This window comes from Paenibacillus rhizoplanae (genome assembly GCF_042684125.1).
Lineage (GTDB): Bacteria > Bacillota > Bacilli > Paenibacillales > Paenibacillaceae > Paenibacillus_AQ > Paenibacillus_AQ rhizoplanae.
Genome location: NZ_JBHUKY010000033.1, coordinates 72,633 through 97,655 on the forward strand (window position 1 = coordinate 72,633; position 25,023 = coordinate 97,655).

Genomic DNA, 25,023 nt, shown 5'->3' on the forward strand with positions numbered 1-25,023 from the left:
AAAAGCCTTGTAAAATCAAGGTTTTGTGCGGGTTTATATGTTGTATTAAGCCACGCTCCCTACCATTGACGAAGCAGCTGCCTGCAACGGATCGGCGTAACACCTCTCACATTCAAGAGGCTTGCGCCGCATACAATCGCGCATAAATGCCGCCGCTATGCAGCAGTTCCTCATGCGTACCCCTCTCGGCAATCTCTGTGCCCTCCAGCACGACGATCTGGTCGGCATGACGGACCGTGGATAGCCGATGGGCAATCACCAGTGTTGTGCGATCCTTCGATATTTCGTCCAGCGCCTGCTGGATCTCTTGCTCGGTCTTGGTATCAAGCGCCGAGGTCGCTTCATCCAGAATGAGGATCGGTGCATTGCGCAGAATCGCCCGTGCTATCGAAATCCGCTGTTTCTGCCCTCCTGACAGCCGTACGCCGCGTTCACCAATCACCGTATCGTAGCCTTGCTCCATCTGTGCTATGAAATCATGCGCTTTCGCCGCCTTCGCTGCGGCCATCACATCTTTCCCGGTCGCGTCCGCCCATCCATAAGCGATATTGTCATACACCGAGCCATCAAACAGGAAGGTATCCTGCAGCACCATCGAGATATTGTCACGCAGGCTGGAGAGCGTCACATCACGAATATCGATGCCATCCACTTGAATCGAACCGGTCTGCGGATCGTAGAACCGGTTAACGAGACTGGCTAATGTGGTCTTTCCTACTCCGGTTGTACCTACAAGCGCCACCGTCTTTCCAGGATCAATAGTTAAGTTCAGTCCTTCTAATACAGGAGCACCATCCGGATACACGAATGTGACATTTTGAAAGGATATCTGTCCTTGTATACGCGGCAAATGGACTGCATTTCGCTTCTCCTGTATGTCTTCCTCTTCTTCGAGCACATCATATACCCGTTTAAGGCCAGCAGCGGCTCGCCCGGACATTTCTACCAAGTTGGAAAAGGACTTCACCGGTTGATAGAACATACCCAGGTAGGCGATGAATCCAATGATATCCGCAATACTTACCTCGCCTGTTGCCATCAACCTGCCGCCTAGTATCACGACAAGCACGGTACCCAGCGCGGTCACAAATGCCAACAACGGCACAGAGGTCTCATAGAACAGACTGGCACGCAAATAGGTCTTCGTATGTTTCATAGCCAGACGGGAAACGTTGCCCCGCTCCTCCTCCTGCCGATTGAAAATTTGGATTTCCTTCATGCCCGACAAGTTCTCCTGCACCTTGCCAGCAATCTCTCCCCGCGCCTTGGAATTCTCTCCCCATAGCGGTGACAAGCGTTTGCTTTGCCATACCGTGATCGCAAGCAGCAACGGAATTGTGATCAGACTGATCAGTGCCAGCTTCACATTGATCGTCAAGAGCAGGATACCTACTCCAATAAAAGTCAGCCCGTTGATGATAAAGTCAGGAATGGCATGGGCAATGTAAATTTCCGCTTCCATCGCATCATTCACAACGCGCCCGGTCAAGTCACCCGTCCGGCTTCGATGGAAATAGCGCAAGCTCATCTGCTGATATTTGCTATATAATCTTGTTCTTAAATCTGCCACATAATGAAGTGCCGCATAATGGTTCATATAGCCGGCCAGTGATGTTCCGATGGCTTGCAGACAGGTGGCTCCAAGTAGCAACAGACCAATCTTCAGCGCTTCCGCGGCAAACCGGCTGCTACCTTCGGTCGCCAATTGTGTCAACGAGCGAAGCGCCCAGGGCAAATAAAACCCGGCAATCGTGGCCATCACGATACCGGCAAATCCAATGCCTAACTGCAGCCAGTATTTCCGTGCGCCCATCAGGACACGCCATGCGGTTCTCATGTGGCAATCGACTCCTTCTGTTCCTCAGCTTGCAGGAATCCTTGATCTACTTCTTGGTCTCTACGCTTATCACGCAATAGCTCGTACGTCACATACACCGGTCGCCCTGTTCGCGGTTCCAGCATAATCTCGGCATCAATGGCAAACACCTCACGCAGTGTCTGTACCGTCATTACATGCTCTGGCGAACCATGCTCCACCACCTGGCCCTCACGAATCGCCACCATATAGTCGGAGAAACGCGCTGCCAGATTAAGATCATGCAGCACCATCACAATCGTCACCTGCTGACTGCGATTCAGTTCATAGAGCAGTTCCAGTACTTCAAGCTGATGGGCCAGGTCCAGATAGGTGGTGGGTTCATCCAGCAGGATCAGATCGGTCTGCTGGGTGAGCGCCATCGCAATCCATACGCGCTGACGCTGACCGCCAGAGAGCGTATCCACCTCACGATGCTCAAACGCTGTAAGCTGTGTAACCGATAGCGCCCAGGTGACTACTTGCTTATCCTCTTTGGAGAGCTTGCCGAAACCTCGTTGATGAGGAAAACGCCCATAGGCGACTAATTGACCGACCGTCAAGCCGCTCGGTGCGGTTGGCGTCTGCGGCAGAATCGCCATCTGCTTGGCGACTTCCTTGGTGGACAGTGTGCGGATATCGGCACCATTCAGATAAACCGTGCCATTATTCGTCTTGAGCAGCCGGCCGACTGCCTTGAGTACGGTTGATTTGCCGCATCCATTGGGACCAATAATCGAGGTGATCTGTCCACGCGGAATCTGCAAATCCAGTTCTTTGACGATAAGCGTGTCATTATAGGCAATATCGATTTGCTCTGCTGTAATACTTTCCATGACGTCCTCCTAATTGGCCTTCGCTAGTAAATAAAGAAAGTACGGAACACTGATGACCGTAATGACGATTCCCGTCGGCACATCTCCCCCCAGGTTAACCGTGCGCGTAATCGTATCTGCCAGCACCACGACTAATCCGCCGGTCAGGCTGGCAGCCGGAATGAGCAATTTGTGATCGGGCCCGACCAGTTTCCTTGCCATATGCGGAGCGATCAAGCCAACGAAGAAGAAGCTCCCGCCAACAGCTACACTGCCAGAGGATAAAGCAACGGCAGCGATCGACAACCCCAAAAACTGCCGCTTCACGGAAAGACCCAGCCCTTCTGCCGTCTGATAGCCCAGATGGAGGGCGTTCAGCATCCGGGACTTGTAGAAAATATAGCCGATTAAAATCAAGACCCATGGTGCCAGTACAGCAATATAGCGCCAATCAGCGCCCCACAAGCTCCCCGCCAGCCAATTCAGCATGAAGTCCATCTGCGAATCATCCAGCTTGAGTGTCAGGAAGGTGGTCAGCGCCCCATACCCGCTTCCGAGTGCAACCCCGGTTAAGATCAGACCGATTGGCGAGAGGTTTCGCCCACGGTGATACGATAATAAGAAGATCAATCCCGCCGCCAGCAGGCCGCCGACAAAGGCCAGCAGCGGCAGGGCAATGAAGGAACTTTTTCCTGCCGATGCGATAAATACGACGAAGAACAGGACAAACAAACCTGATCCTGAGCTAATCCCCAGTGTCCCCGGACTAGCCATGTCATTGCGCAGCAAACTCTGCATCACGACCCCAGCCGCTCCCATTCCCAGACCTACCAAGATCGACAATACGATTCGTGGCATTCGAAAATCGAACAGGATCAGATTGTGCTTGCCGGTGCCGTTACCCAGGAGAACGTTCAGCACTTCCTGCGGTGAAAGATTCATCTTGCCGGAATTCATGCTAATGACAGCAAACATAAGGATGAGCACTATAAGCACTACATTGACGAGGATACCCCGTTGCACCGTATAACGCTGCTTGATCATTCAAATTCCCTCCTTTGCCTGCGGGCTAGGAAGAGAAAGTACGGCACACCAATGATGGAAAAAATAATGCCAATCGGTGTTTCGAACGGCCTATTGATCAAACGGCCAGCCAGATCCGCCGATACGGTCAGCAACGCACCATATAGCGCAGCTGCCGGAATAATGTACCTGTAGTCGACTCCGACCATATATCGCACAATATGCGGGGTAATCAGACCCACAAAACCGATTGGGCCAACCACGACAACAGCCAGTCCAGTCAGCACGAGCACGATAATCGTCGATAGCCCCTTGACCAGTCCGCTGCGAATACCGAGTCCACTTGCCACATCATCCCCCAGACTGAGCAGTGTAACGGAAGGAGCTAGCGCCAGCGCCAGCAGGACACCACCAACAAATAGAGGGGAGATAATCAGTAGTTCCCCCCACTTGGCCCCGGCTGTACTGCCTGCTGTCCAGAATGCCAATGCCCGGCCCAGGTTGTAATTGATCGCCAAATACTGACTGAGTGCGCCAAACAGCATGGAGATGGACAGTCCTGCCAGCACCAGCCGCTGAGGTGTCATCCCGCGCTTGCCCAGTGACGCGATGAAGTACGTGATCCCGGTCGCAAGTGCTGCTCCCAGACAAGCAAACAGCATCATCTGCCCATACGAATACCCCGGTAGAAAGGCCAGGCACAGCGCAATCGCGAATGCTGCCCCAGAGCTGATCCCCATCAGCCCGGAGTCGGCCAGCGGATTGCGCGTTGTCCCCTGCATGATCGCACCACAAACCGCAAGGCTACACCCGACGATCAGATCGGCTACGGTACGCGGAAGACGTAGGGTTTGAATAATTTGATGTTCAGTGAGCGTTGGATCAAATCGGAAAATAGCCTCCCATGCAGTCGCTAACCTCATATCAGCGGCGCCAAAGCTAATCGACGCCGCTGACATGAGAACCGTTAATCCAAGCCCTACCACCATGTACATGGTGAAGTTCACCGCCCCACGGCGATTGTGTTCAGGCTTGTTATTCATCGTATTTCCCAATCCCCTTATTTAGCTAATGCCAGCAACTGATTGACAATATGATCGATCAATGCACTGGAGGTCATTATATCCGTGGACCAAGATAGCGATGAACCCACCGTTACAATCCGGTTATGTTGCACAGCAGGTAGTGATTTCCAAACCGCATGATCAGCAGGAACTTCCGTATCTCCTAAGGCGATCAAATAATCCCCCATGTAAGCGGGCAAGACCTCCATAGAGATCTGTCCCCAATATTTATCAGCGTCAATAATATCAGTTTGAACCTTTGACGGTGCCTTCATTTGAAGCTGATTATACATAAGCTCGCCAACCGCATGCTTGGCTCCAGCGATGGAGTTCGTTTTATCACTGAATTCTCCCATAGTAATCGTCACGTCTGAAAGGCCTGCATTCTTAAGGGATAGCTTCGCTTCTTCGATTTTGTTAGCATAAGCATCCAAAACAGCCTCAGCCTCTTTCGGCTTATTCAGAACATTGCCAATAAAATGGATACGCTCTTCTGTAGTCATATCACCATAAGGGACATAAATGGTCGGGGCAATTTTGGATAAATCCTCATAATTCTCTTCGCCCCAGGCTAATATGATCAGATCAGGCTCAAGAGTCATGACATCTTCCGGCTCCATTTTTATGTTAATTGAATCTTTAATCTCGTTAGAATAGACTGCCTCTGTCTCACCCTTTGTCGCTCTCGCCACACCTAGAGGAGTTACGCCCAAAGCCACCACATCACCAACCAGATAATCGACTACAACACGCTGAGGGTTGCCAGGCACCTCAACATCACCCTTTACTGTAGATATCGTTCTGGTCTGCGAGACTGCTTCTGAAGCCTTCGTCTCCTGTACTTCCGGTTGTGTCGTCTGCCCGGTCTCCGCAGGCGGATTCACCGTTCCCCTATTATTCGCTGGCGTCCCCGACGTACATGCCGTCAGCAGCAGCATCAGGCTCATCGCCGCCACTAAGATCATTTCTTTACTTCGTACTTGTCCAAACATGCTTGATTCCCCATCTCTATAAGACTTGACTAGACTCGCCAGTTCCCTCTCATTGTAATGAAGATGAGAATCATTATCAATACCATTAACCTGCATGGATGGTGCGTTTATTTTCCGGTAATCACTCGGCGTCATCTTGTAATACTTCTTAAACATCCGAAACAGGTTCTTCTCATCAGCAAATCCAGATCCGGTTGCTATCTCTTTAATGGTTGCTTCTGTATGCTTCAAGTCATGACAGGCAGCTTCAATCCTTCTCTGAATGAGGTACTCCTGTAAGCTCATCCCTTCCTTCTTTTTGAACAGCCTAGTCAATTGTCCACCGCTGATCCCAAACATAGCGGCAATATCCTGGAACATAATCGGCTCCCTGTAATGTTTATCAAGATATATTTTGGCAGAACTGGCTGGAAAGGGCTGGAGATAGCGAATCTCGCCACCCTCAAAATCTCTATACACCCTATGAATCAATTGATATAGAAAACCCTTAGCCTGAAGCTGATCCATCGCCTTGCCGCGGTTCCAGTCATTCAACATTTGTTGAAACCAATCGAGCAGCAAGATAGGATTACTTGGTGTATAACCAAACTGTTGAACAAATGGATTTACTTGCTCCAGTAATTGCTGCAGGTGCTTCTTGAACAAAAGAGGGGATTCCGCTTTATAAAAGACCATAAAGGTCTTCACACTCTCCCTTTTAGGCGAAATACTGAGCAGGCTCCCCTTCCCGCCATGAACTAGACCGAAGCGTTCCATTCCAAATGTGGTTTCATTCAGTTGAATTTGCGCTTCCCCTCCACAGGCATAGATAAACATGCTGCTAGGCATTTTATACTGCTCCAAAGGGTATGCGGACGCTATATTCTGAAAGCGTACATCTATTAATGTAATGATCGAACGTGTCCAAATGCGGGCCATCGTATCGATCATCTCCGGTGTAAATACCTGGCTTGCTTCTGCTTCTTCTTGCATTAATCCGCGCTCCCTCATCTCACTTGTCCCAATTTATATACCTGCCTTTAATTGATTTTGATTATCATTATCATAATACTCAAGATTAGTATATCATCATTAAGTGACATTGGGGGAGCAGGCGTGATAAACAACCCCCAAACAAAAAAGAGCACCCCAAAGGCACTCTCATACTCAGTATTCAGCATTTATAAACCGCCGTCTCAAAGTTTACCCCTTGCCACCGCCCTTCACTATGCATAAGCGAAGATCAGAAATAAGAACAGCAGCATTGTACTGGCGCCACATGAATACCGGATCTTGTGGCTTGGACACAATTATGAAGTCTGCATCACTTTCAAGGAATTTGTTATGTAGCATTAAAAAATCATTCTTCAAAAGAAAGTAAAACGTCTTCAAAGAATATCAATTAAGTCTCTACGATGATAAAAATTTTTAAAAAGATCATCTCTCATACTTCCCAATTGTTTTAAAAGATAAACCGGCATTACGGAGATATCTACTGATCCTGATCTAGTAATGATCAATACCATTGAAGGGCGAGACGGTTATTTTGATAACTATTAACATTTATTATCTTCCAAGCATGGCGGACTGACGATCTAGCAAACTAATTACCCGAGCACCGCCATCCATTTTAAACCTTACTGATACTTGATAACTTTTTAGATCATTATTTGAACTCTGCTCATCTATAGTTAGGTACTTTTTATTTGTGGAATCGTAAATATAGTCTAATTGTATTTCTGATAAACTGAGTGCTCCAGATTCTCCGTACAAGTTAATTAATTCTTGCTTTGACATCCCTACTTCTGCTCCTTGGATTGTTTTATACTTTCCCTTGGATTCTTCGTCAATAAAAATACATACTACTGCACCGTCTCTATACATGATTGAAATTCCAGAACTATATGTACTAAACGTGGTGGTTTTTTTCCCAGGACCAAGTATCTTTTCAGCCTCCTCCGTGCTCATCCCATACTTTACAATTTCCTTTTCATTGTCCACTTTAACAATAGCGAGATCATCTGCATTAATTCCACTCGAAGATCCACAGGCAGTAATTACAGCTAAAAATAGTAAAGACAAAATGATTTTTCGCATGTCCATCCTCCGATATAATTCACGTAAAGTTTACTACACCAAAGTACCACACCGCCAATTCCTCAGTCTCGTGTAACTTACATAGGATATCAAATCCTGGGCATTACGTATGTGACGAGAATTTTCCTGAATGCAAAGAAATACCCCGCCATTGTTAGCGAGGTTGAGACGTGGGGAACAGCCTGCCATAAGCATTGTACAGGATAAAGTTAAGCAGAGGAAAAGTCATAACTTTTATTGGCCCGCAGGCGACAGCCCTGCCGGAGTAAAATCTATTAGCAGCTCGCCGAGCGCCACTGTATCGTATTTCATCGTTATTCCCTTTCCTTTCATTACCCTTTCACACCCGACATCGTAATGCCCTGAATGTAATAGCGCTGCAGGAACAGAAACAGGATCAGGATCGGAACCGTGGAAATGGTGCTTGCGGCAAGAATCTTGGACCAATCGGTTCCTTCCACCGAGGAGAACGTGGCAATGGCTACCTGGATCATCTGTTTCTTTTCGTCATTGATAACGATTAGAGGCCACAGATAGGAATCCCAGTTGCCAAGAAAGGTCATCAGCGCAAGGGTGATCATCGGCGGGACAGCCGCAGGCAAAACAATACTGGAGAAAGTCCGGGTCATCGAGGCTCCGTCGATTTTGGCCGCCTCCAGAATCTCATCGGGAATTTCCGCGAAGAACTGCCGCAGCAGAAAGATTCCGAACACAGACAGCATCGAAGGAATCACCAGCGCCTTATAGGAGTTCAGCCAGCCGAAATAATTCATCAGCAGATAGTTCGGGACCAGCGTTACTTCACCAGGAATAATCATCGCCGACATGAACAGGGCGAAGACAATCGCTTTGCCACGGAAACGCAGCTTGGCAAAAGCAAACGCCGACATTGAATTCACCAGCAGCACCAGCAGGGTTACACTCCCTGCAACAAACAGTGTATTCGCGATATAGCGGAGAAACGGGTTGCCCTCACTGAAGATAACCTCTTTGAAGTTAGCCAGCGTTGGCTGGACAGGAACGAACAAATGAATATTCAGACTGGAGGAGTACTTGAACAATTCCTCATAAGGGCGTAGTGAACCCGAGATCATCCAGAGGATTGGAATAATTGAAATAACAGCCAGAACGGTCATCACCGTATACTTGGCAATGCTTGCAAAGCGGTTCATGTGGATACCTCCTAGTAGTCTCATTAATGTTCCGCGTTCCGGAACAGTCTCATTTGCACGAGCGAGATGGCGAGAACAATCGCGAACAGAATAAAGGCGGCAGCGGTGCCGTAGCCCATCTGCATCTGCTGGAAGGCCATTTTATAGATATAATAGACTGCGGTTTCGGTAGCCCCGTTGGGTCCTCCACTGGTCAATACAAACACAAGGCCGGACAGCTTAATGGCATCAATGGTCGTCATAATCACCACGAAGGCCGTGGTACGGTTGAGCAAAGGAAGCGTAATGCGGAAGAACTGCTGTATTTTGGTAGCACCGTCTACCCGGGCCGCCTCGTATAAATCTTGCGGAATGTTGTTCAATCCGGCCAGGAAGATAATCATGAAAAAACCTACGCCTTTCCATATTCCCAGCATGATCACACCGTTCATCGCCGTATCCGGGTTGGACAGGAAATTGGTCGTGGGCAGATGAAGTGTCTTCAGCACATTGTTCAGAATCCCGAATTCCTTGTTGTAGATCAGTTTGAACACCGTTGCGGCCACTGCCGTAGAAATGACTACCGGAATGAAATAGAGTGTGCGGAACAGACCGGTAAGCTTGAACTTTTTCTGGATTAATAGTGCCAAGCCCAGTGAAATCGCGGTCTGAATCGGAATCACTACGATGGCAAAATGAAACGAATGCCTGAGACTGGCCAGGAAATCCCTGTCCGTCACCAGAGACTTGTAATTGTCGAGCCCGATGAAGCTGCGGGTCGATCCTACCAGGTTATAATTCTGAAAGCTGATCACAAAGGCTTGCAGCATCGGATAGAACACAAAGATGAGCAGCAAAGCAAAGGAAGGCAGCACGAACCACCAGGCGGTTATTTCTTCTCCCCGCAGAAACCGGCGGGGCTTTTTGCTGGATGGGGCAGTTTTGGAGGCAGACTCAGCTGCCGCTGTAACGCTTGTCATGATCTTTTCACTCCATTTCAATCCGGTTTATAGACGTACACGTTCATTACGGCATAGATTTGCCCACCCGGGGCAAGAGCTTTAATCTCCGTCTGGCCTTCCTTCAGCCCCTTCACGACAGCGGATGTTCCGGCACGGCTCTCCACCTGTGCAACGGCCTCATCACTCGACACCCAAGTAAGCTCCTGGGGAGCTGTTAGCGGAACGACCGCCGCTGCCGCTTCCACAGTGCCGCCAAGCGGAACATCCACACTGGATTGGCTCAGCAGGACGCGAAGCGGTTCGGGGCCGTCAGGCTCCTCATTCCGCCATACACTGGCCATCGGATACATGACGGCCTGGTCCAGCATCACGTCCCCTTGTTTCACATACAGCTCCAATCCATTGCTGGTAGCCTCCGGGAAAAGAATACTGGAAACCACAGTCTCACCGTCTGCGCCGAACACCTCCAGCGTCGATTCATCCACATAGATATGCAGCCTGACTTTACCGTTCACCGCTCTTAAGGGCGCCTGGACCGTTTCGGCAAACCCGGCTTCAAATGAACTGTCTCCTGATCGGGTTCGATCCACCGTAATCATTGAATTCTCGTTGTTATACGATATATTGGTCTCCTGATCTGCACCTTTTCTCAGTTTGATGCCGAATTCCGCCTCCCCCTTCACGGTGAACTCGGTATCAAGTTCATAGGAGGTCCCGTGCAGACCGGCCAGTGGATTGCTGCCTGGCTCTAGCCGCTGGGGTTCCAGCTTGACCGCTTGGCCACGCAAGGCTTCCAGCTCCTGCACCGGCTGCTGGACGAGGCGCAATCCCTCACCGGGAATGTCGCGCAGCTTCAGCTCCCGCGGCAGCGACAAATTCCCTTTCCACGGAGCGCTTGGCATCGAGAACGGATAGCGCCAATTGGACATCCAGCCGGCATAGATCCGGCGGCCGTCACTCTGCGGAATATCCGAGTAGGACACTGCGGCGTAGAAGTCTTTTCCGTAATCGGTCCACAGCACTTTGGAGGGTTCATTCCCGTTCTTGAATGTCTGTCCGTCAAAGCTGCCGATGAAATATTGCGCCGCCGAGCCACGGGTTGAGCTGTTATTGCCGATGCTGAGCGCCAGCACCCACCGGGTCTCCTTGCTGCCTTCCACGGGAAGCTCAAACAGATCCGGACATTCCCAGACGGCGGCATGTGAGCCCTGATCGGCGCCGAATTCGCTGGTCATCTTCCAGGTCTTCAGGTCTGGAGAGGAATAGAATCTCACCCGGTTGTCCACCGAGACAACCATCACCCAAGCGTGCGAAGGCTCATGCCAGAACACCTTGGGATCTCTGAAATCCTTGAGTCCCGGATTAGGAATCACGGGATTGCCCTCATATTTGATCCAGGTGCGTCCTTTATCAGAACTGTACGCCAGGCTCTGCGACTGCATTCCCCCTTTGAAATGGGTGAAGATCGCAACCAGTCCCGCTTCACCGCCAAAAAAACCGCTCGTATCCTTCCAGTCCACCACGGCGCTGCCCGACCAAATCTCCCCGAGCGAATCACGCAGGAGCGCTACCGGCAGATGCTGCCAGTGGATCAGATCCGTGCTGACGGCGTGACCCCACTGGCCGCTGTTCTGGTAGAACTGGTGATATTCACCTTCGAAATAAACCATTCCATTCGGATCGCTCATATTCCCGCTTTCCGGCGACAGATGATACTGCGGGCGGTAGAGCTCCGTGTAGTAATTGGGAACATCAGAAAACTGAAAGGCGGCAGGTGCAGTATTAGAGATGGCTTTGGACGGAGTTTTAGAATCAGAAGTATTGCTGCTATGATTGCCGTTGCCGCCAATAGTGCACCCTGCGATAACCAGCATTACTGCAGCCGCACACGCCAGTTTGCTTACAGTTTTGCTCTCTTTATGCGCTTGCTTCTCCCCCGAAACATTCATGCTGCATACTCCTATTCCTTGTTTAGTTGACACTATTGTAGCTGAACGGCCAGAGAAATCCTTTCAATATGATCGGCTCGGAAGTTGTGATGTTCTCAGGGGTGATTCTTCAAATACCATTCACGGTATTCTTTGGGGCTTTTGCCGCTGTTTTTCTTGAAAGAGGTGCTGAAATAGCTGGAACTGGAGTAGCCGACAAGCATGGCAATATCGGTCAGCTTCAGTTCATTCTCTTGCAAAAGCTGCTCTGCCTTGGTCATTCTCAGCCGGGTGACATAGTCGCTGAACGTTATGCCCACATGCTGCTTGAACAGCCCGGATAAATAGGTCTCATTCAGATGAAACATTTCGGCGAGGGAAGAAAGCGCCAGCTCGTAAGAGAAATTCTCCTCCACGTATTTCCTGACCGCTTCGACCATATGCTGTCCGCTGGAGAAGCGGAGCTTCTTCACTTCGTCCATGACAAGCTGCGCCAGCTCATCAATCTGCCCCCGCACACCTTCACGCGACTGGTAATCGGCAATGGTCCTCTGACAGTTCCACAAATACTTCTGCAGGGCGGAGCCGCCGAGCTCGAACTTTTTGGCGATGGAGCTGAACATCAGCAGCATCCGCAGGGCCAGAAAGGTGAACGCAAACATCGGCGTATCTCTTTCGCTACTGAAAATAGTGTCAAGCTGCTGGCGGAAGGTGCTCATGTCCAAATTTTCAATCGCCTGCACCAGCTTCCGCTCCACCTCCGGGGTAAAAGCCTGCATAAGCTCCATCACTTGGCTCCGTTCGCCCGTTCCATCTTTATACACGGTGTTTTGGCTCCAGGACAGCATGCACGAAGCATAACCGTTCTTCAGCCGCTTGAGTCCATTCACTTCCTCGCCAATCCCCGTCACACATTCCAGCTTCAGGTAACTGGCGATGTTTCGCTTCAGTTCTCCTACGAACCTGTCCGTTCGATCGGCATACTCCGGCTCCGGCTTCATAATAATCAGCAAATACATCATCGCGGAATTGGCGACATCGCTGAATGGATAGATTCCTTTCCGCTTGGCAGCCGTCTCCCGGCATAACATCTGAAAAGCCAAATTGAGCAGATCCCGGCGCTCTTGCCAGTCCGCCATCCGCCCCGCCGGTACTCTCATCTCCACAGCGACAAACTGCAGCTTCAGATCATCCGCCGTCAGCGGGGTCAGCTGGAGCTGCTGCAGCCGTTCCTTGATCGCCGCCAAGCTGTACCACTCGTCCTTGACCATTTGCAGCAAAAAATTCTCCTGCAGCAGCCGCAGCTGCTCATTTTTCTGCAGCAGAGCCTGCCGTGAGGCCTGCAGTTTTTGTTGCTCCTGTCTAATTTCTTCAGCCAGCTTGCCAAGCAGCTCATTCAGTTCTGCGCGGGCTACCGGCTTCAGCAAATAATCCTTCACTCCAAGCTGTATGGCCGATTTCAGATAATCAAAGTCAGAGTATCCCGACAGCACAACCGTCCTCAGCAGCGGATACTTCGTTTTGCAGATGCGGATAAATTCAATGCCGTCCATCTGCGGCATACGGATATCGGAAATGAGGAGCTGCGGCAGCGGTCCCTGCTCCAGCAGCTGCAGCGCTTCATTGGCGCTTGAGGCCTCCGAGACCACCCGGAAGCCGGCGGCTTCCCAGTCGATTTTGGCTTTGATACTGTTGCGGACCCCCTTCTCATCATCCACCAGCATAATGTCATACATGATAATCACCTCTCTATCAGCGGCAGCTTCAGTGTAATGGTTGTTCCTGTATTTAGCTTCGAATCAAGCACGGCTTCAAACTGTTCGCCGTAATACAGGCGGCAGCGGGAGAGTACATTGCGTAGTCCGATGCTGTCCCCTTTATGATTTAAGATTCCCACACTGTCCCTAAGCTCCGTATCGGCAAGAATGCTGGCGATCAGTTCCGGTGTCATTCCTGAACCGTTATCCTGGATCTGCAGGTGCAGGCGCTCTCCGCACACACTGGAGGTGATGGCCACCTCGGCGATTCCCCCTTTTTCCAGGCTGTACTTCACCGCATTCTCTACCAGCGGCTGCAGAATGAACTTGGCGATGAGCAGCTGATCCGCGGCGGAATCCTGCCGGACCTCCACCATCAGATGATCCTCATGCCGCAGCTTTAGGAGGAACAGGTAGTCACGGATATAGCCAAGCTCCTCGCTGACTTGTACCAGATCCGTATCGAGACTCAGCGAATACCGCATCATTTTACCCAGTGCTTCCGTGGCGTCCATGACCAGATCCTCCCGCTTCATCGCCGCCAGACCGCTGATGATCTCCAGTGTATTGTTGTAAAAATGCGGATTGATCTGCAGCAGGAGCGCTTTGTATTCGGCATTTTTCCGGCGTAGATTGGTCTCGAATTCCGTCTCGATCAGATACTTCAGCTGACGGGTCATCTGCTCAAATACACCGGCCACATAGTCCACTTCGCTCTGCCGCGATCTAACCTTGGGCATATCCTTCATCGCCAGCTCGAACTGCCCGTTTCTCACATGCCGCATGGCCCGGGCCATGGCACTTAATGGCTTCGTTATGCCGGTAGAGAGCCACAGCGCCACAATAATGACAAGGATCAGCAGCACAAAGCTGGCAAGGAGCAGCGTTTCTTTGAGCCTGGTGATGGTCGCATACAGCTCCGCCTCCGGCACCTCGCCGACGATAAGCCAGTTCTGTGCAGGCAGCCTGCGGTAAAAGAACAGATAGTCGGTCCCCCCTTGGTGAAGCGGGAAAATGCCGCTGGTCTGTCCGCCACTCTGTTTCTGCACAGTTGCAAGCCCGTCTTTAAGCAGCCCCTCAGCTCCTCTCAAATCCTGATTGAGTACACTGAGACCTTCAGCCGTCAGCAGGAAGGCTTTGCCGCTTTTGCCGAAGCTGATTTTATCCAAATCCTGGCGCAGCAGCACCGTAGGATAATTGAGTTTGATTACTCCAACATCCTTAAAGGACTGGAGCTGCACCAAAGGAAGCACAAGACTATTAATCTCGCTCGAACGTATGCTGTCGTCGGCCTGATCTTTGTCCTTATGAGCCTGCGTCCAGCGTACGTCCTGCTCCTTAAACTGGCTGTACCAGCTGCTCTTCAGGTAGCCCAGATCCTGTGTCCATAACCCGCCCTTTCCCTCCGCAAAGGTGGAAATGGATATCACATTCGAATTATTGATCGCATAAGAGGATAACAGCTCCCGCAGCTTTTGCTTGGCCAGATACTGCTCCCCCTTAGTGCTCTCATCGTTCAGGTCGGCGGTTATCCATTCCTGTGTGATGTCGCTGCTCAGCACCTGGTTGCCCATATCCTCAATCTGCGTCAGCAGCGTGCTGACATGGGAGGCAAATTGGTCTATGGTTTGCAGCGTGGACGTCTGGGTAGATGTACGGATCTGCTCCGATGACTCCTTGCTGAGGATGAAGACAACCGCCGTAATCGGAAGGATCAGCAGGATCGAAAAAGCCCACATCAATCTGCTGCGTAACGAGTAGAACATGACAACCGCACCCCTTGCTACAAGTGGAAACGGCTTAGCCGCCCTTTGGATAAAGGGCGGCTGCCGTTTCTGTAATGTTTGGAAATTGTATTATTTTTGCGGCAGATCTGCATATGCCTTGTCAATCTTTTTGATGGCGTCGGCAATGGCTGCATCCGCGTTGCGTCCGGCGATGGTCACTTCCTCAATCATCTTGTTTACCGCTTCGGACATTTGCGGGAAGACCGGTGTAATCGGACGCGGTCTGCCGAACTTCTGATTCTGTACGACAAAGATATTCTTCGGATATTGACCCAGCTCAGGGAACTCTTTGGCTACTGAATAGCGGGCCGGAATATCTTTTGTGATCGAGCAGTAGGTCTTAGCCCCTTCAGAGCCCGTTACCCAGTTTACAAACTGCCAGGCCGCATCGGCATTCTTACTCTTCGAGGAAATGGCCAGCGACCAGCTTCCGTTCGCGACAGCCTGCTGGGTTTCCTTCGGAAGCGGGGCGATATCATAATCTTCGCCTAATTTGAAATTAGGGAACTTGTCGGCATAATTACCCAGTGACCAGGAGCCGTCCACCGTCATCGCCAGCTGGCTGTTCGGGAACGGGTCTGGCGGGTACTCCAGGGAGGACACTTTATCTTTATTATACAGGTCGGAGAAGAATTGCAACGCCTTTTTGGTCTCTGGCTTATCCAGGTAACCTTTGGAAGTTGTTCCATCCGGACTCATGATCTCGCCGCCAAACTGCCAAATTATCGGATATTTAAAGTAGGCTGCTGTTCCTGCATTACCGAAGCCTTGCGCCGGATCAATGCCGTACACGCCTTTGGCCGGGTCGTTCAGCTTTTTAGCTGCATCCAGCACCTGATCCCAAGTCCAAGGCTCTTCCGGGTTCTTGGAGGGAAGAGGGATTCCCTTCGCTTCAAACATTTTTTTATTATAAAAAAGAGCAATGGAGGATTCAGTGAGCGGAGCCATGTAAATTTCATTATTATAGGTATACGTGGCAATGGTCGATTCCGGAATATCCTCCAGATTACCATCCTTCTTGAAAAAGGCGGTCAGCGGCTGTAAAGCACCCGCCTGGGCGTAAGAAGCCATATTCGGGCCGTCGACGGCCATAATATCAGGGGGACTGCCCGAAGCAATGGATGTTCTCAGCTTGGTATCGTAATCGGCATACGGAATCGGGCTCATCTCAACCTTGATATTAGGATGCGCTTCATTAAATGAGGCCACCAGCTTGTCATAGGCCGAATTCTCGGCGTCATTGCCCGAGTTTCTCCAGAACGTGAGCGACACCTTCTCTTCTTTGGGTGCCGACGAAGCTCCCGCCTCCGGCTGCGCGTTATCCCCTTTGCTTCCACATCCGGCGAGCAGTCCGCATGCCAACATCGCGCTTAGTACCACTTTACTCTTACTGTTCAATAATGCCCTCCCCTTTCATCTACTGTCTACGCTTACAACTGAATATTATCAAACCTGCCCGATGATAAAATTCATTATCCTCTGCACTGAACTTTTAAAATGTTCGGTATTTCTATCAAAAGCAATCACTTTTCATCATATGTTCTTCTCTATACTGGCCGGGACTTACACCCACAACCTTCTTGAATACCTGGCAGAAATACCGCTGGTTATCATAGCCGACACTTTGGGATATTTTGAAGATTTTGAAGCTGCTTTCTCTTAGCATCTTTTTCGCTGTCTGAATGCGCAGCAACGTGATATATTCCAGAATGGTCTGTCCGGTCGACTTGGAATACAAGTTGCTTACATAGGAAGAATTGAGCCCGAACCGTTCGGCCAATTGATCCAGCCCAATATTTTCATGGTAATGGGCTTCAAGGTACGCTTTGATTTCCTGAACCACTTTTTCCTTCATGGTAGTCTTGGTTACACTCAGATAAAATTGCACACTCTTCGCTAAATCCTGCAACTGTTGCTGCAAAGACGCCCAGTCCGGCGTGTTCAGTATCCTGTCCATCAGCTGCGGGCGGGCGCCGATCACTTTCTCAATCTTGATTCCATAGTCCTGTTCAATCAGATCGAGCATCCGGTTCCCCCACTCTATGCCTGCCTTCTTAAGCAGAACAGGAGCCATCAGCCGTCCCGTCCCCCATTCCATCCAACGTTCAAGCATCTCCTCGAACTCCTTCTGTTCGTAACGCACGAAGGACTGGATGTAGTCAGACCATTGGGTCAGCCTATGCTCAGATACGCGGGTAATCTCCTCTAAGCGGCTCCCCTCCATAACCGGAACCCCAAAGAATACCCCCATTTCACATGCCTTATCGGCTGCCGCAAAAGAGAGATTTGCCTGTGTAATTCCAGCTACAACCGGCCCCAGTCCAAACGACAATGAAATCTCGTCCGCTGAGCTGTCATTCGAGAAGGCTTCGGCTGCAGCCAGCACAATTTCTGTTAATGGCTCATTGACCTCCATGGCCGCCATACATAATAAGATGACTTTCTGCTGCTCGTAGAGCAGGTCCACAACGATTCCGCGATTCGTCAAAAAGCTGAGGAGCGCATCCGTAGCGCCATTATTCTTCATTCGTTCAAGCCACAGCGTCTGCGTACTTCCAATCACGAGGACCGCAAACTGGTTATACCGTTCGTAGGGCGTCTGATCGAACGATGAGCGTTTGGCATGGACGATTAGATCTGTAAACGCCGCCCGGTCCAAGGTTGCCACATTCCGAAGCTCAGGGCGATTCTCCGTGGCATCCGCTTTACGTTCCAGACGCTTGAGCGCTCTTGAGACCGTCTTGGCTACTTCCTCCAGCTCTGCCGGCTTGATCAGATAATCCACAGCCTCCAGCTTGATGGCTTCTTTGGCATATTCGAACTCGGAATACCCGCTAATGATGATACATTCCGCCTTACGGCCTTTCTCCTTCAAGGCACGGATCAGCTCCAGCCCATTCAGGCCGGGCATCCGAATATCTGTCAGCACAATGTCCGGATCGGACTGAAGAATCCGTTCCAGGGCTTGCTTGCCGTTAGTTGCCGTCCCCACGATCCCTATCCCATACGCGTTCCAGTCGATCACAGCCGACAATGTCTCCACCACCAGCTGTTCATCATCCGCTATAAACAGTTTATACATGATGTAATCCCACCTTCATAGCCGGTCTTCATCCATGATTCCGATCCTTACGGTAACTTTGGTTCCAGTGCCTGGAATGCTGTCTATGCGCAGCCCGTGGTTCTGGCCATAATGCAATTGAATCCTCTCCTGGATATTCCTTAATGCATATCCCTTAGGCTGCGTAACCGCAGGATCAAAGCCTACGCCGTCATCCTCGACTTCGAATACAAGCGTCTCTCCTTCGATACGTCCCCGAATGTAAATTTTCCCTTGGCTCTCCTTCAGCTCGATCCCATGAAAAATCGCATTCTCCACCAGCGGCTGTAACAGGAGCTTAAGCATACGGATATGCTCAATTTCCGGTTCAAGCTCAATGGTCACCTCGAACTTTCCGTTATAGCGGATATTTTGAATCTCCAAGTAATTTTTCACCTGGTCGATCTCATTACGGACAGTGGTAATGTAGTCCCCATTATTCAAGCTTAACTTAAACATGTTAGACAGCGACATGACCATTTTCGAGATGTTTTTGGCACTGATTCGTTCAGCCATCAGATAGATGGAATTCAGCGTATTGTACAGGAAGTGAGGGTTGATTTGACTTTGCAGCGCGTGCAACTCTGCTTCCCGCTCCTTCAGCCTGGCTTCTATTAATTTGTCCGATAATTCAGAGTTGGTGCGGAAGGTCCTTAAGAACTGATTGCCTATTTTCCCGATTTCATCTTCCTCCTGAAAGAGGATTCCTTCGATCCTCTCCCGTTTGGCAGCCTTTCTGGCAACGGAGGAGAGTAAAGTCAATTGCTTCGTGATACGCTTCGAGATTAAATACGAACCGTAGGCAGCCAGCAGGAAAGCCACCATTGTCAGTGTTAGCGTAATATTACGTATCCAGACAATTTCCGAATTGATATTAGAATACGGGATCATACTGACCACTTTCCACTGGGTTACCGGATTAGTATCGAAGGTGATGACATACCGCTCTCCGCCCATCGTCTCGATGCGGGTGCCCCGTTCAGGCAAGCCGTAGAGCAGATCCATTTCTTTGGGAGGAAGCTGCTTCAGGTCGGCAGTGCGGGAGTTATAATAAATGACTTTATTTTGCTCCAGGATCATCAGATTCCCGTTTTCCGCATTGGAAATATTTCGAAACATTTCATCGAAGACCCGCCTGTCGATTGAAATGATTAACATGCCGATCGGTTCGAGCGTCTCCAGGTTGTTTAACTGTTTACCATACAGCAGCAGGTTCGGAGTGTCCTTGACAAGCCGGACTTCATCGCTGTTCAGCCACAAGCCCCGCCCGCCCATCCCTCCCACCTGTTGATACCATTTCGTCCGTGAGACTGCCTGATAGATATTGTCGTACGTTAACTTGTCCCATTGGTTTGTAGTAATCAGTTCCCTTTGCCCGCTGCCCACGTAAACGTAACGTATATAGGATTTGTTGTTGGTAATATTGACGATCAGGCTGCGGGTCGCATTTTGAAGGTCATAGATCTCCTTGAAATCATTCTTGCTATAGGCAAGGAAATTCTGAACATCACGGGAGGACAACATCAGCTTAGAGATCGCCTCCACATCGTTCACGAACGTCTGGATATTCCAATTGATGGAGCCCAGCAGATTGGAGGTGGTGTCGGACATCTTGTTTTCGATCACTTTGCTTAAATAGATGAAGGTTAAGGAAGCAATCAGCACAAGCGGCAGCAAGGAACAGGCGATGGACAGTATAATGATTTTGCTGCGGATGCTGATCGACAGGAACAGCCGGTGTATTTTCATGAGATCCCCCTGACCCTGCAAAGTTGCAGCCTGGTACTTTCAGTATACCCTCTGGCCAAGGGATGCGGGAGATCAACCTTTCGTTGCTCCTGCGGTCATGCCGGAAATAACGCTCTTGTTGAACATGAAATAGACCACCATCGTCGGAATGGTCGTGATGCTGATGGCAGCAAAGGTCGCTCCCCAATCCGTCAAACCGTACTGTCCAATATAATCCATTAAGCCAACTGGAATGGTCCGTGATTTCAGATCATGAATAAACGTATTGGCGAATATAAATTCATTCCAGACGAATATCAGATTCATAACGACAACTGTGACGATCGTATTCCGGGATAGTGGGAAAATCATACGCCAGAACACCTGATACACACCACAGCCATCCATTACAGCGGCCTCCATGATCTCATTCGAAATGTATTTATAGAAGCTCACGAACAGATAAATCGAGATCGGCAGGGCAAAACCTACTTGGGGCAAAATAAGAGAAGCGAGCGTATTGATAATTCCTATTTTGTTATAAAGAATGAACAGCGGGATGAGCACGACCTGAATCGGGATCATAATGCCGCACAGAAATAAGAACAGCACACTTTGACTCCATTTAAACGACATCTTCTCGATCACGAAAGCGGCCATGGCACTGAATAGGATCACAAGCACGATAGTCGTCATGGCGACTATGATACTATTGGAGAAATAAGTCCCCAGGTTCCCTTTGCTCCACACATTGAAGTAATTATCGAAGGTGTATTGGCTTGGCAGGCTGAGCGGATTATCCCCTGAGAAATCGTTAGGCCCCTTAAAACTGGAGATGAACACCCAGACCAGCGGATACACTTGAATGACAAGCAGCGCAAAGGAAACAACTAGAAGGACCGCCTTGGAATAGCCAGAAATTTTCATCATCAGATCTCCTTACTGTCCATCATCCGTCTGATAAAGGCAACTGCAATGAGGCTTTCAATGACGATAAATACAGCCATCGCGCTGCCATAGCCGAAGTCCAGACTGGAGAATGCGGTTTTATACATATAGGTTGGCAATAATTCGGTTACGCGGCCAGGCCCCCCGTTCGTCATGATATACGGGATGTCGAATCCTTTCAGCGCCCCTGTAGTCGCCATAATGATTGAGACCATCAGAACCGGCTTGATCAGCGGCATTTTGATCGAACGAAACAGCTTCCACGAAGAAGCTCCATCCATTCTGGCCGCCTCCTCGATATCGGCAGGAATGGAAATTAACGCACTATACAGGATAATCATATAAAGACCGATATAACGCCAGCCTTCGGGTACCGATACCGCAGTCAGAGCCCAATTGAGGTCGGACAGCCAAGGCTTGCTCCAGTCGCCAAGACCGATCTGCTGCAGGCAATAGTTCAGGATTCCGACCGGCTCGAACGAGTACACATTTTGGAACAACTGGGCTATCGCTACTGAGGTGATGATGGCAGGGGCAAAAAATAAGGTTTTGAACAACTCTCTCCCTTTGGTGATGCTGGTCAGCAGGATGGCAACCAGCAAACCGAGCAAAACCTGCATGGCTACAATAATGGAGACATAGATCAGATTGTTGCAGAATGCCTTCCAGAAGGTCTTATCTCCGCCGAACATCTTGGTGTAATTGTCAAAGCCGATATAGAGCATATCGGATACTCCGTCCCAGGAGAAGAAACTGAAATACATCGACCAAAGGATAGGCGCCAGCACGGTGAGCAAATACACCAATAATGCAGGCAGCAGAAAGACGAGAGCGGCTTTGCGGTTGCGCAGGACTTTATCCATAGGCTTGCTCATTCCCTAATTTTAGTTTTTTTATTGTACTTACAGCAGCCAACCAGCTTGCGGCTGGCCGCCATGTTCAGCATCGCTATTTGAAGTATTTCGGTGCGTTTTCTTTAATCGCCTGATCCATTAGTTCGGCAAATTCTTCCGGAGTATGGGCTCCCAGAGCCAGGGCATTCAATTCGTTGCCGAGCAGCTCATTCGTGGCCGGATCAAGGCGCGTATCCCACGGAACCGCAAACACGTTGCCGGATTTCGCAATTTCATCTTGAATCTTGTAGAAGAGCTCCGGCATCCCCTGCTCTTGATCAAGTGAATAATTGAAAGGCGAGAATTGGCCTTTCTCCGTATAGGCCTTAGGGTATTGTTCCAGAAGGAATTTGACGAATTCCTTCATCGTATCATCGAAGGTCTCCTGGTTGAAGGCAACGCCGATGCCCGAGTTAATAAAATAATCATTCTCAGCCGTTGTCGCACCTTCCATCATGGGAAGCCTGAAAAATCCGATATTGTCCTTCATTTCTGCACTTACCTTATCATTTACGAAGTTCATGGTCTCCCACGAACCCATGTAGTACATACCGGCTTTGCCGCTCAGGTACAAATCGCGCGCTGCGGTGTAATCCGTTGCAGTGAATCCTTGCTGAAAGTACCCTTTGGTGCCCAAATCATGAACGAACTTAATCCCTTCCATCCCGGCCGGGTCCTTGAAGGATGCTTTGCCCTGCTTTACATTCTCGATGAAATCATTGCCTGTCATGCGGAACGGTTTGTACGCCAGGTACCGGAGAACCGGCCATTTATCCTTGCCGTCGACAGCAATCGGCGTAACCCCGCTTTGCTTCAGCTTCTCGGCAACCTCCATGAACTCATCGAACGTCTTCGGCGGCTCCAGGCCAAGATCCTTGAACATCTTGATGTTGTACCAGAATACCTCGATGCCATATTCCAGCGGGAAAGTATACATGCTGCCGTCTGCGAACTGCTGATATTGCAGAGCCACCGGGCGGAAATCTTTATATTTCCCCAGCTCCTCCAGCAGCTTTTTCATATCGACCAGTTTACCTTGCTCCACCAGCTTGGAAGCATAGGCATCCGGATCTGTATCGAACATGGCGGGCATCTCATTGCTGGCAATCAATGTCCGAAGCTTCTGCAGGTAGGATGGGCGGTCACCCGTGCCCTCCAGAACCAGCTCGAATTCCGGATGCGTCCGGGAGAACTCTTCTGCAATCTCTTTTACAGTAACAGCCGGAGGGCTGTCTACGCCGCGGGCCACGAACCACTTGTATGTTTTCTTGTCCACCTTCTGCGGATTTGCCGATCCGGTTTCTGAAGCGCCCTTATTCGTATTTGTGCCTCCGCATGCGCTCACCGTCGCCGCCAGGACAACCAGAGATAACGAGAGAGTCAGCCATTTGACATAACGTTTCATTTATAAGACCTCCTGTTAGTTGGGAACTGAAAGGGATGCCTGTTCAAAGTTCGCCCGGCCTTCCTGAACAAAACAGCCCCAGTTGCCGGTTTTTAGATTATACAAACGTGTAGTCATGGCGACCTGATCGGCCAAGTATACGACGCACACCGAATTCTCCACAACGATCTCGATATTATAATTCGTATCGGCATGTAATTCTACCGGCACCTCCAGCTCCACCGCATGCGGGTGGTCTCCTTTGATATGCCACTGCATCTCCCCCTCGATCCGGCGGGGCCACATGTCGAACACCAGTCGGTTATGAATAGGCTCAAGGCGAATATAATAGGCGTCGTTGTTGTCCTCGCTTGCCCGAAGCATAATCCCGCAGCTTCTGGTTCCTTCGGTGAAGGATAACCGGGCTGAAATTTTGCAGGTTTCCGGCATGGAACCGGCAGATATGCAAGAGAAGGTCTCGTCCGCCGCCGCCGCTATCCCTCCCTCTGACTCCTTCCACTCCCCAAGCCGGGAACCCCACACGGCAGCCTGTTCCTTGGCAAAATGACGGGAGACCGTCTCCGGGATACGAACTGTTAAGGTTCCATCCTGTTCCTGAACGAGTTCGTGCACGACCAGATTCCCGGCCCATTGCCAATCCCCGTAATCATCCCCGTTTTCCTTGCTTGGGTCCCAGCCAAAGGCGTAACGCTTATTTCCGTCACTCCATGTTTTCGCAGCATAGAACGCTCTGGCGTCAAACGCATCATTTCTCGGCGCCGTCCAAGGTCCGCTTAAAGATTTACTCATGCGGTAATGGGTGACAAACCGTTCCGAGAACGTGGAGTAAACCAGATACCACCATTCCCCGATTTGAAATAAGTCAGGGCATTCGTGCGTCACGTACAGGTTCGGATTCCAGAACGGTTCGCGGATTTCCCATTGCCTCAGATCCTTCGAAGCACAGAGTCCGATGCTTCCCCGGCGCCGGGAAGGACCTTCTTTGTTCCTGGCAGCGAGAAGCATCCAGTACTCCCCCGCCTCTTCGTTCCAGAATACAAAGGGATCGCGCCAGTCATGCCTTTCATATTGAATTCCGTCGGAATAGAAGGTATCCTCGGGGATTTTCCGCCACTGCTCCATATCTGTGCTCACGGCGTGCATGACGCATTGGAGCGGCACTCCGTTCTCTACGAATTCCGGATTCGGATTGAGTCCGGTATAGAACAGATGATATTCTCCCTGGGCTTCGATGATCGAGCCGGTATAACAGTTAAGATCCTGCTCGCTCACACTTCCATGCTTCAGCATTTCGCCCATTTCTTCGTAGTGTACGAAATCACTTGTGCGGAGCTCGAACCAGGAAGTTCCCTCCCCATGATTACTCTTGTTCTCCCTCCAGTCATGAAGATAGAACAAACGGAATGTACCGTCTTTATAGTAGGGAATGAGGTCTCCCACCCAGGCTCCTGCAGGCCTGTAGAACAAATTCGACACTGTTTGCAACCCCTTTCTTTTAACGTGCCTTGAGTATATAACATTAAGAAAGCGCTTTATATT

General features: G+C 50.1%; 18 protein-coding genes. All 18 read right to left on the reverse strand.

The features are described 5' to 3' along the window. Positions 1 to 112 precede the first annotated feature (112 nt). The 18 genes from ACFSX3_RS19160 to ACFSX3_RS19245 all read right to left on the reverse strand — a co-directional run bounded on the left by ACFSX3_RS19160 (position 113) and on the right by ACFSX3_RS19245 (position 24,960). A complete protein-coding gene (locus ACFSX3_RS19160) occupies positions 113 to 1,837 on the reverse strand; it encodes an ABC transporter ATP-binding protein (protein WP_209988291.1) in 1,725 nt (574 codons plus the stop codon). Further along, positions 1,834 to 2,691 (reverse strand): ABC transporter ATP-binding protein, encoded by an 858-nt coding sequence (locus ACFSX3_RS19165; RefSeq protein WP_209988289.1) that lies wholly within the window; start codon positions 2,689 to 2,691, stop codon positions 1,834 to 1,836. Before ACFSX3_RS19165 ends, ACFSX3_RS19160 begins: the two co-directional genes overlap by 4 nt. 9 nt (positions 2,692 to 2,700) lie before the next feature. After that, positions 2,701 to 3,714 (reverse strand): FecCD family ABC transporter permease, encoded by a 1,014-nt coding sequence (locus ACFSX3_RS19170; RefSeq protein WP_209988287.1) that lies wholly within the window; start codon positions 3,712 to 3,714, stop codon positions 2,701 to 2,703. After that, positions 3,711 to 4,736, reverse strand: a complete 1,026-nt coding sequence (locus ACFSX3_RS19175; protein WP_209988284.1) for a FecCD family ABC transporter permease — start codon at positions 4,734 to 4,736, stop codon at positions 3,711 to 3,713. The genes ACFSX3_RS19170 and ACFSX3_RS19175 overlap by 4 nt, the downstream gene beginning before the upstream one ends. Before the next feature lie 17 nt (positions 4,737 to 4,753). After that, complete coding sequence (locus tag ACFSX3_RS19180) at positions 4,754 to 6,721, reverse strand: helix-turn-helix domain-containing protein (protein WP_209988281.1); 1,968 nt, start codon at positions 6,719 to 6,721, stop codon at positions 4,754 to 4,756. Between the two features lie 573 nt (positions 6,722 to 7,294). Beyond that, a complete protein-coding gene (locus tag ACFSX3_RS19185) occupies positions 7,295 to 7,825 on the reverse strand; it encodes a hypothetical protein (RefSeq protein ID WP_209988278.1) in 531 nt (176 codons plus the stop codon). 332 nt (positions 7,826 to 8,157) lie between these two features. Next, on the reverse strand, positions 8,158 to 8,997 hold the full coding sequence (locus ACFSX3_RS19190) for a carbohydrate ABC transporter permease (protein WP_209988275.1): 840 nt from the start codon (positions 8,995 to 8,997) through the stop codon (positions 8,158 to 8,160). A 23-nt stretch (positions 8,998 to 9,020) separates the two neighbouring features. Next, positions 9,021 to 9,956 carry a carbohydrate ABC transporter permease gene (locus ACFSX3_RS19195; RefSeq protein ID WP_209988272.1) on the reverse strand — a complete coding sequence of 312 codons (936 nt, stop codon included), beginning with the start codon at positions 9,954 to 9,956 and terminating at the stop codon, positions 9,021 to 9,023. A 17-nt stretch (positions 9,957 to 9,973) separates the two neighbouring features. Next, the gene (locus ACFSX3_RS19200) at positions 9,974 to 11,887 is read right to left on the reverse strand and encodes a GH32 C-terminal domain-containing protein (RefSeq protein ID WP_379313154.1); all 1,914 of its coding nucleotides are present in this window, start codon (positions 11,885 to 11,887) and stop codon (positions 9,974 to 9,976) included. Between the two features lie 95 nt (positions 11,888 to 11,982). Further along, the gene (locus ACFSX3_RS19205) at positions 11,983 to 13,602 is read right to left on the reverse strand and encodes a response regulator transcription factor (protein ID WP_209988269.1); all 1,620 of its coding nucleotides are present in this window, start codon (positions 13,600 to 13,602) and stop codon (positions 11,983 to 11,985) included. A 5-nt stretch (positions 13,603 to 13,607) separates the two neighbouring features. After that, the gene (locus ACFSX3_RS19210) at positions 13,608 to 15,389 is read right to left on the reverse strand and encodes a sensor histidine kinase (RefSeq protein WP_379313156.1); all 1,782 of its coding nucleotides are present in this window, start codon (positions 15,387 to 15,389) and stop codon (positions 13,608 to 13,610) included. Between the two features lie 90 nt (positions 15,390 to 15,479). After that, on the reverse strand, positions 15,480 to 16,808 hold the full coding sequence (locus tag ACFSX3_RS19215; RefSeq protein ID WP_209988268.1) for an ABC transporter substrate-binding protein: 1,329 nt from the start codon (positions 16,806 to 16,808) through the stop codon (positions 15,480 to 15,482). 115 nt (positions 16,809 to 16,923) lie between these two features. Continuing rightward, positions 16,924 to 18,492 (reverse strand): response regulator transcription factor, encoded by a 1,569-nt coding sequence (locus ACFSX3_RS19220; protein WP_209988265.1) that lies wholly within the window; start codon positions 18,490 to 18,492, stop codon positions 16,924 to 16,926. Between the two features lie 15 nt (positions 18,493 to 18,507). Then, positions 18,508 to 20,259 (reverse strand): cache domain-containing sensor histidine kinase, encoded by a 1,752-nt coding sequence (locus ACFSX3_RS19225; protein ID WP_209988262.1) that lies wholly within the window; start codon positions 20,257 to 20,259, stop codon positions 18,508 to 18,510. Between the two features lie 72 nt (positions 20,260 to 20,331). Further along, positions 20,332 to 21,168, reverse strand: a complete 837-nt coding sequence (locus tag ACFSX3_RS19230) for a carbohydrate ABC transporter permease (protein WP_341026216.1) — start codon at positions 21,166 to 21,168, stop codon at positions 20,332 to 20,334. Beyond that, complete coding sequence (locus ACFSX3_RS19235; RefSeq protein ID WP_209988543.1) at positions 21,168 to 22,049, reverse strand: carbohydrate ABC transporter permease; 882 nt, start codon at positions 22,047 to 22,049, stop codon at positions 21,168 to 21,170. The genes ACFSX3_RS19230 and ACFSX3_RS19235 overlap by 1 nt, the downstream gene beginning before the upstream one ends. A gap of 85 nt (positions 22,050 to 22,134) precedes the next feature. Then, the gene (locus ACFSX3_RS19240; protein ID WP_209988259.1) at positions 22,135 to 23,484 is read right to left on the reverse strand and encodes an ABC transporter substrate-binding protein; all 1,350 of its coding nucleotides are present in this window, start codon (positions 23,482 to 23,484) and stop codon (positions 22,135 to 22,137) included. A 15-nt stretch (positions 23,485 to 23,499) separates the two neighbouring features. After that, on the reverse strand, positions 23,500 to 24,960 hold the full coding sequence (locus ACFSX3_RS19245; protein ID WP_209988255.1) for a glycoside hydrolase domain-containing protein: 1,461 nt from the start codon (positions 24,958 to 24,960) through the stop codon (positions 23,500 to 23,502). Positions 24,961 to 25,023 lie beyond the last annotated feature (63 nt).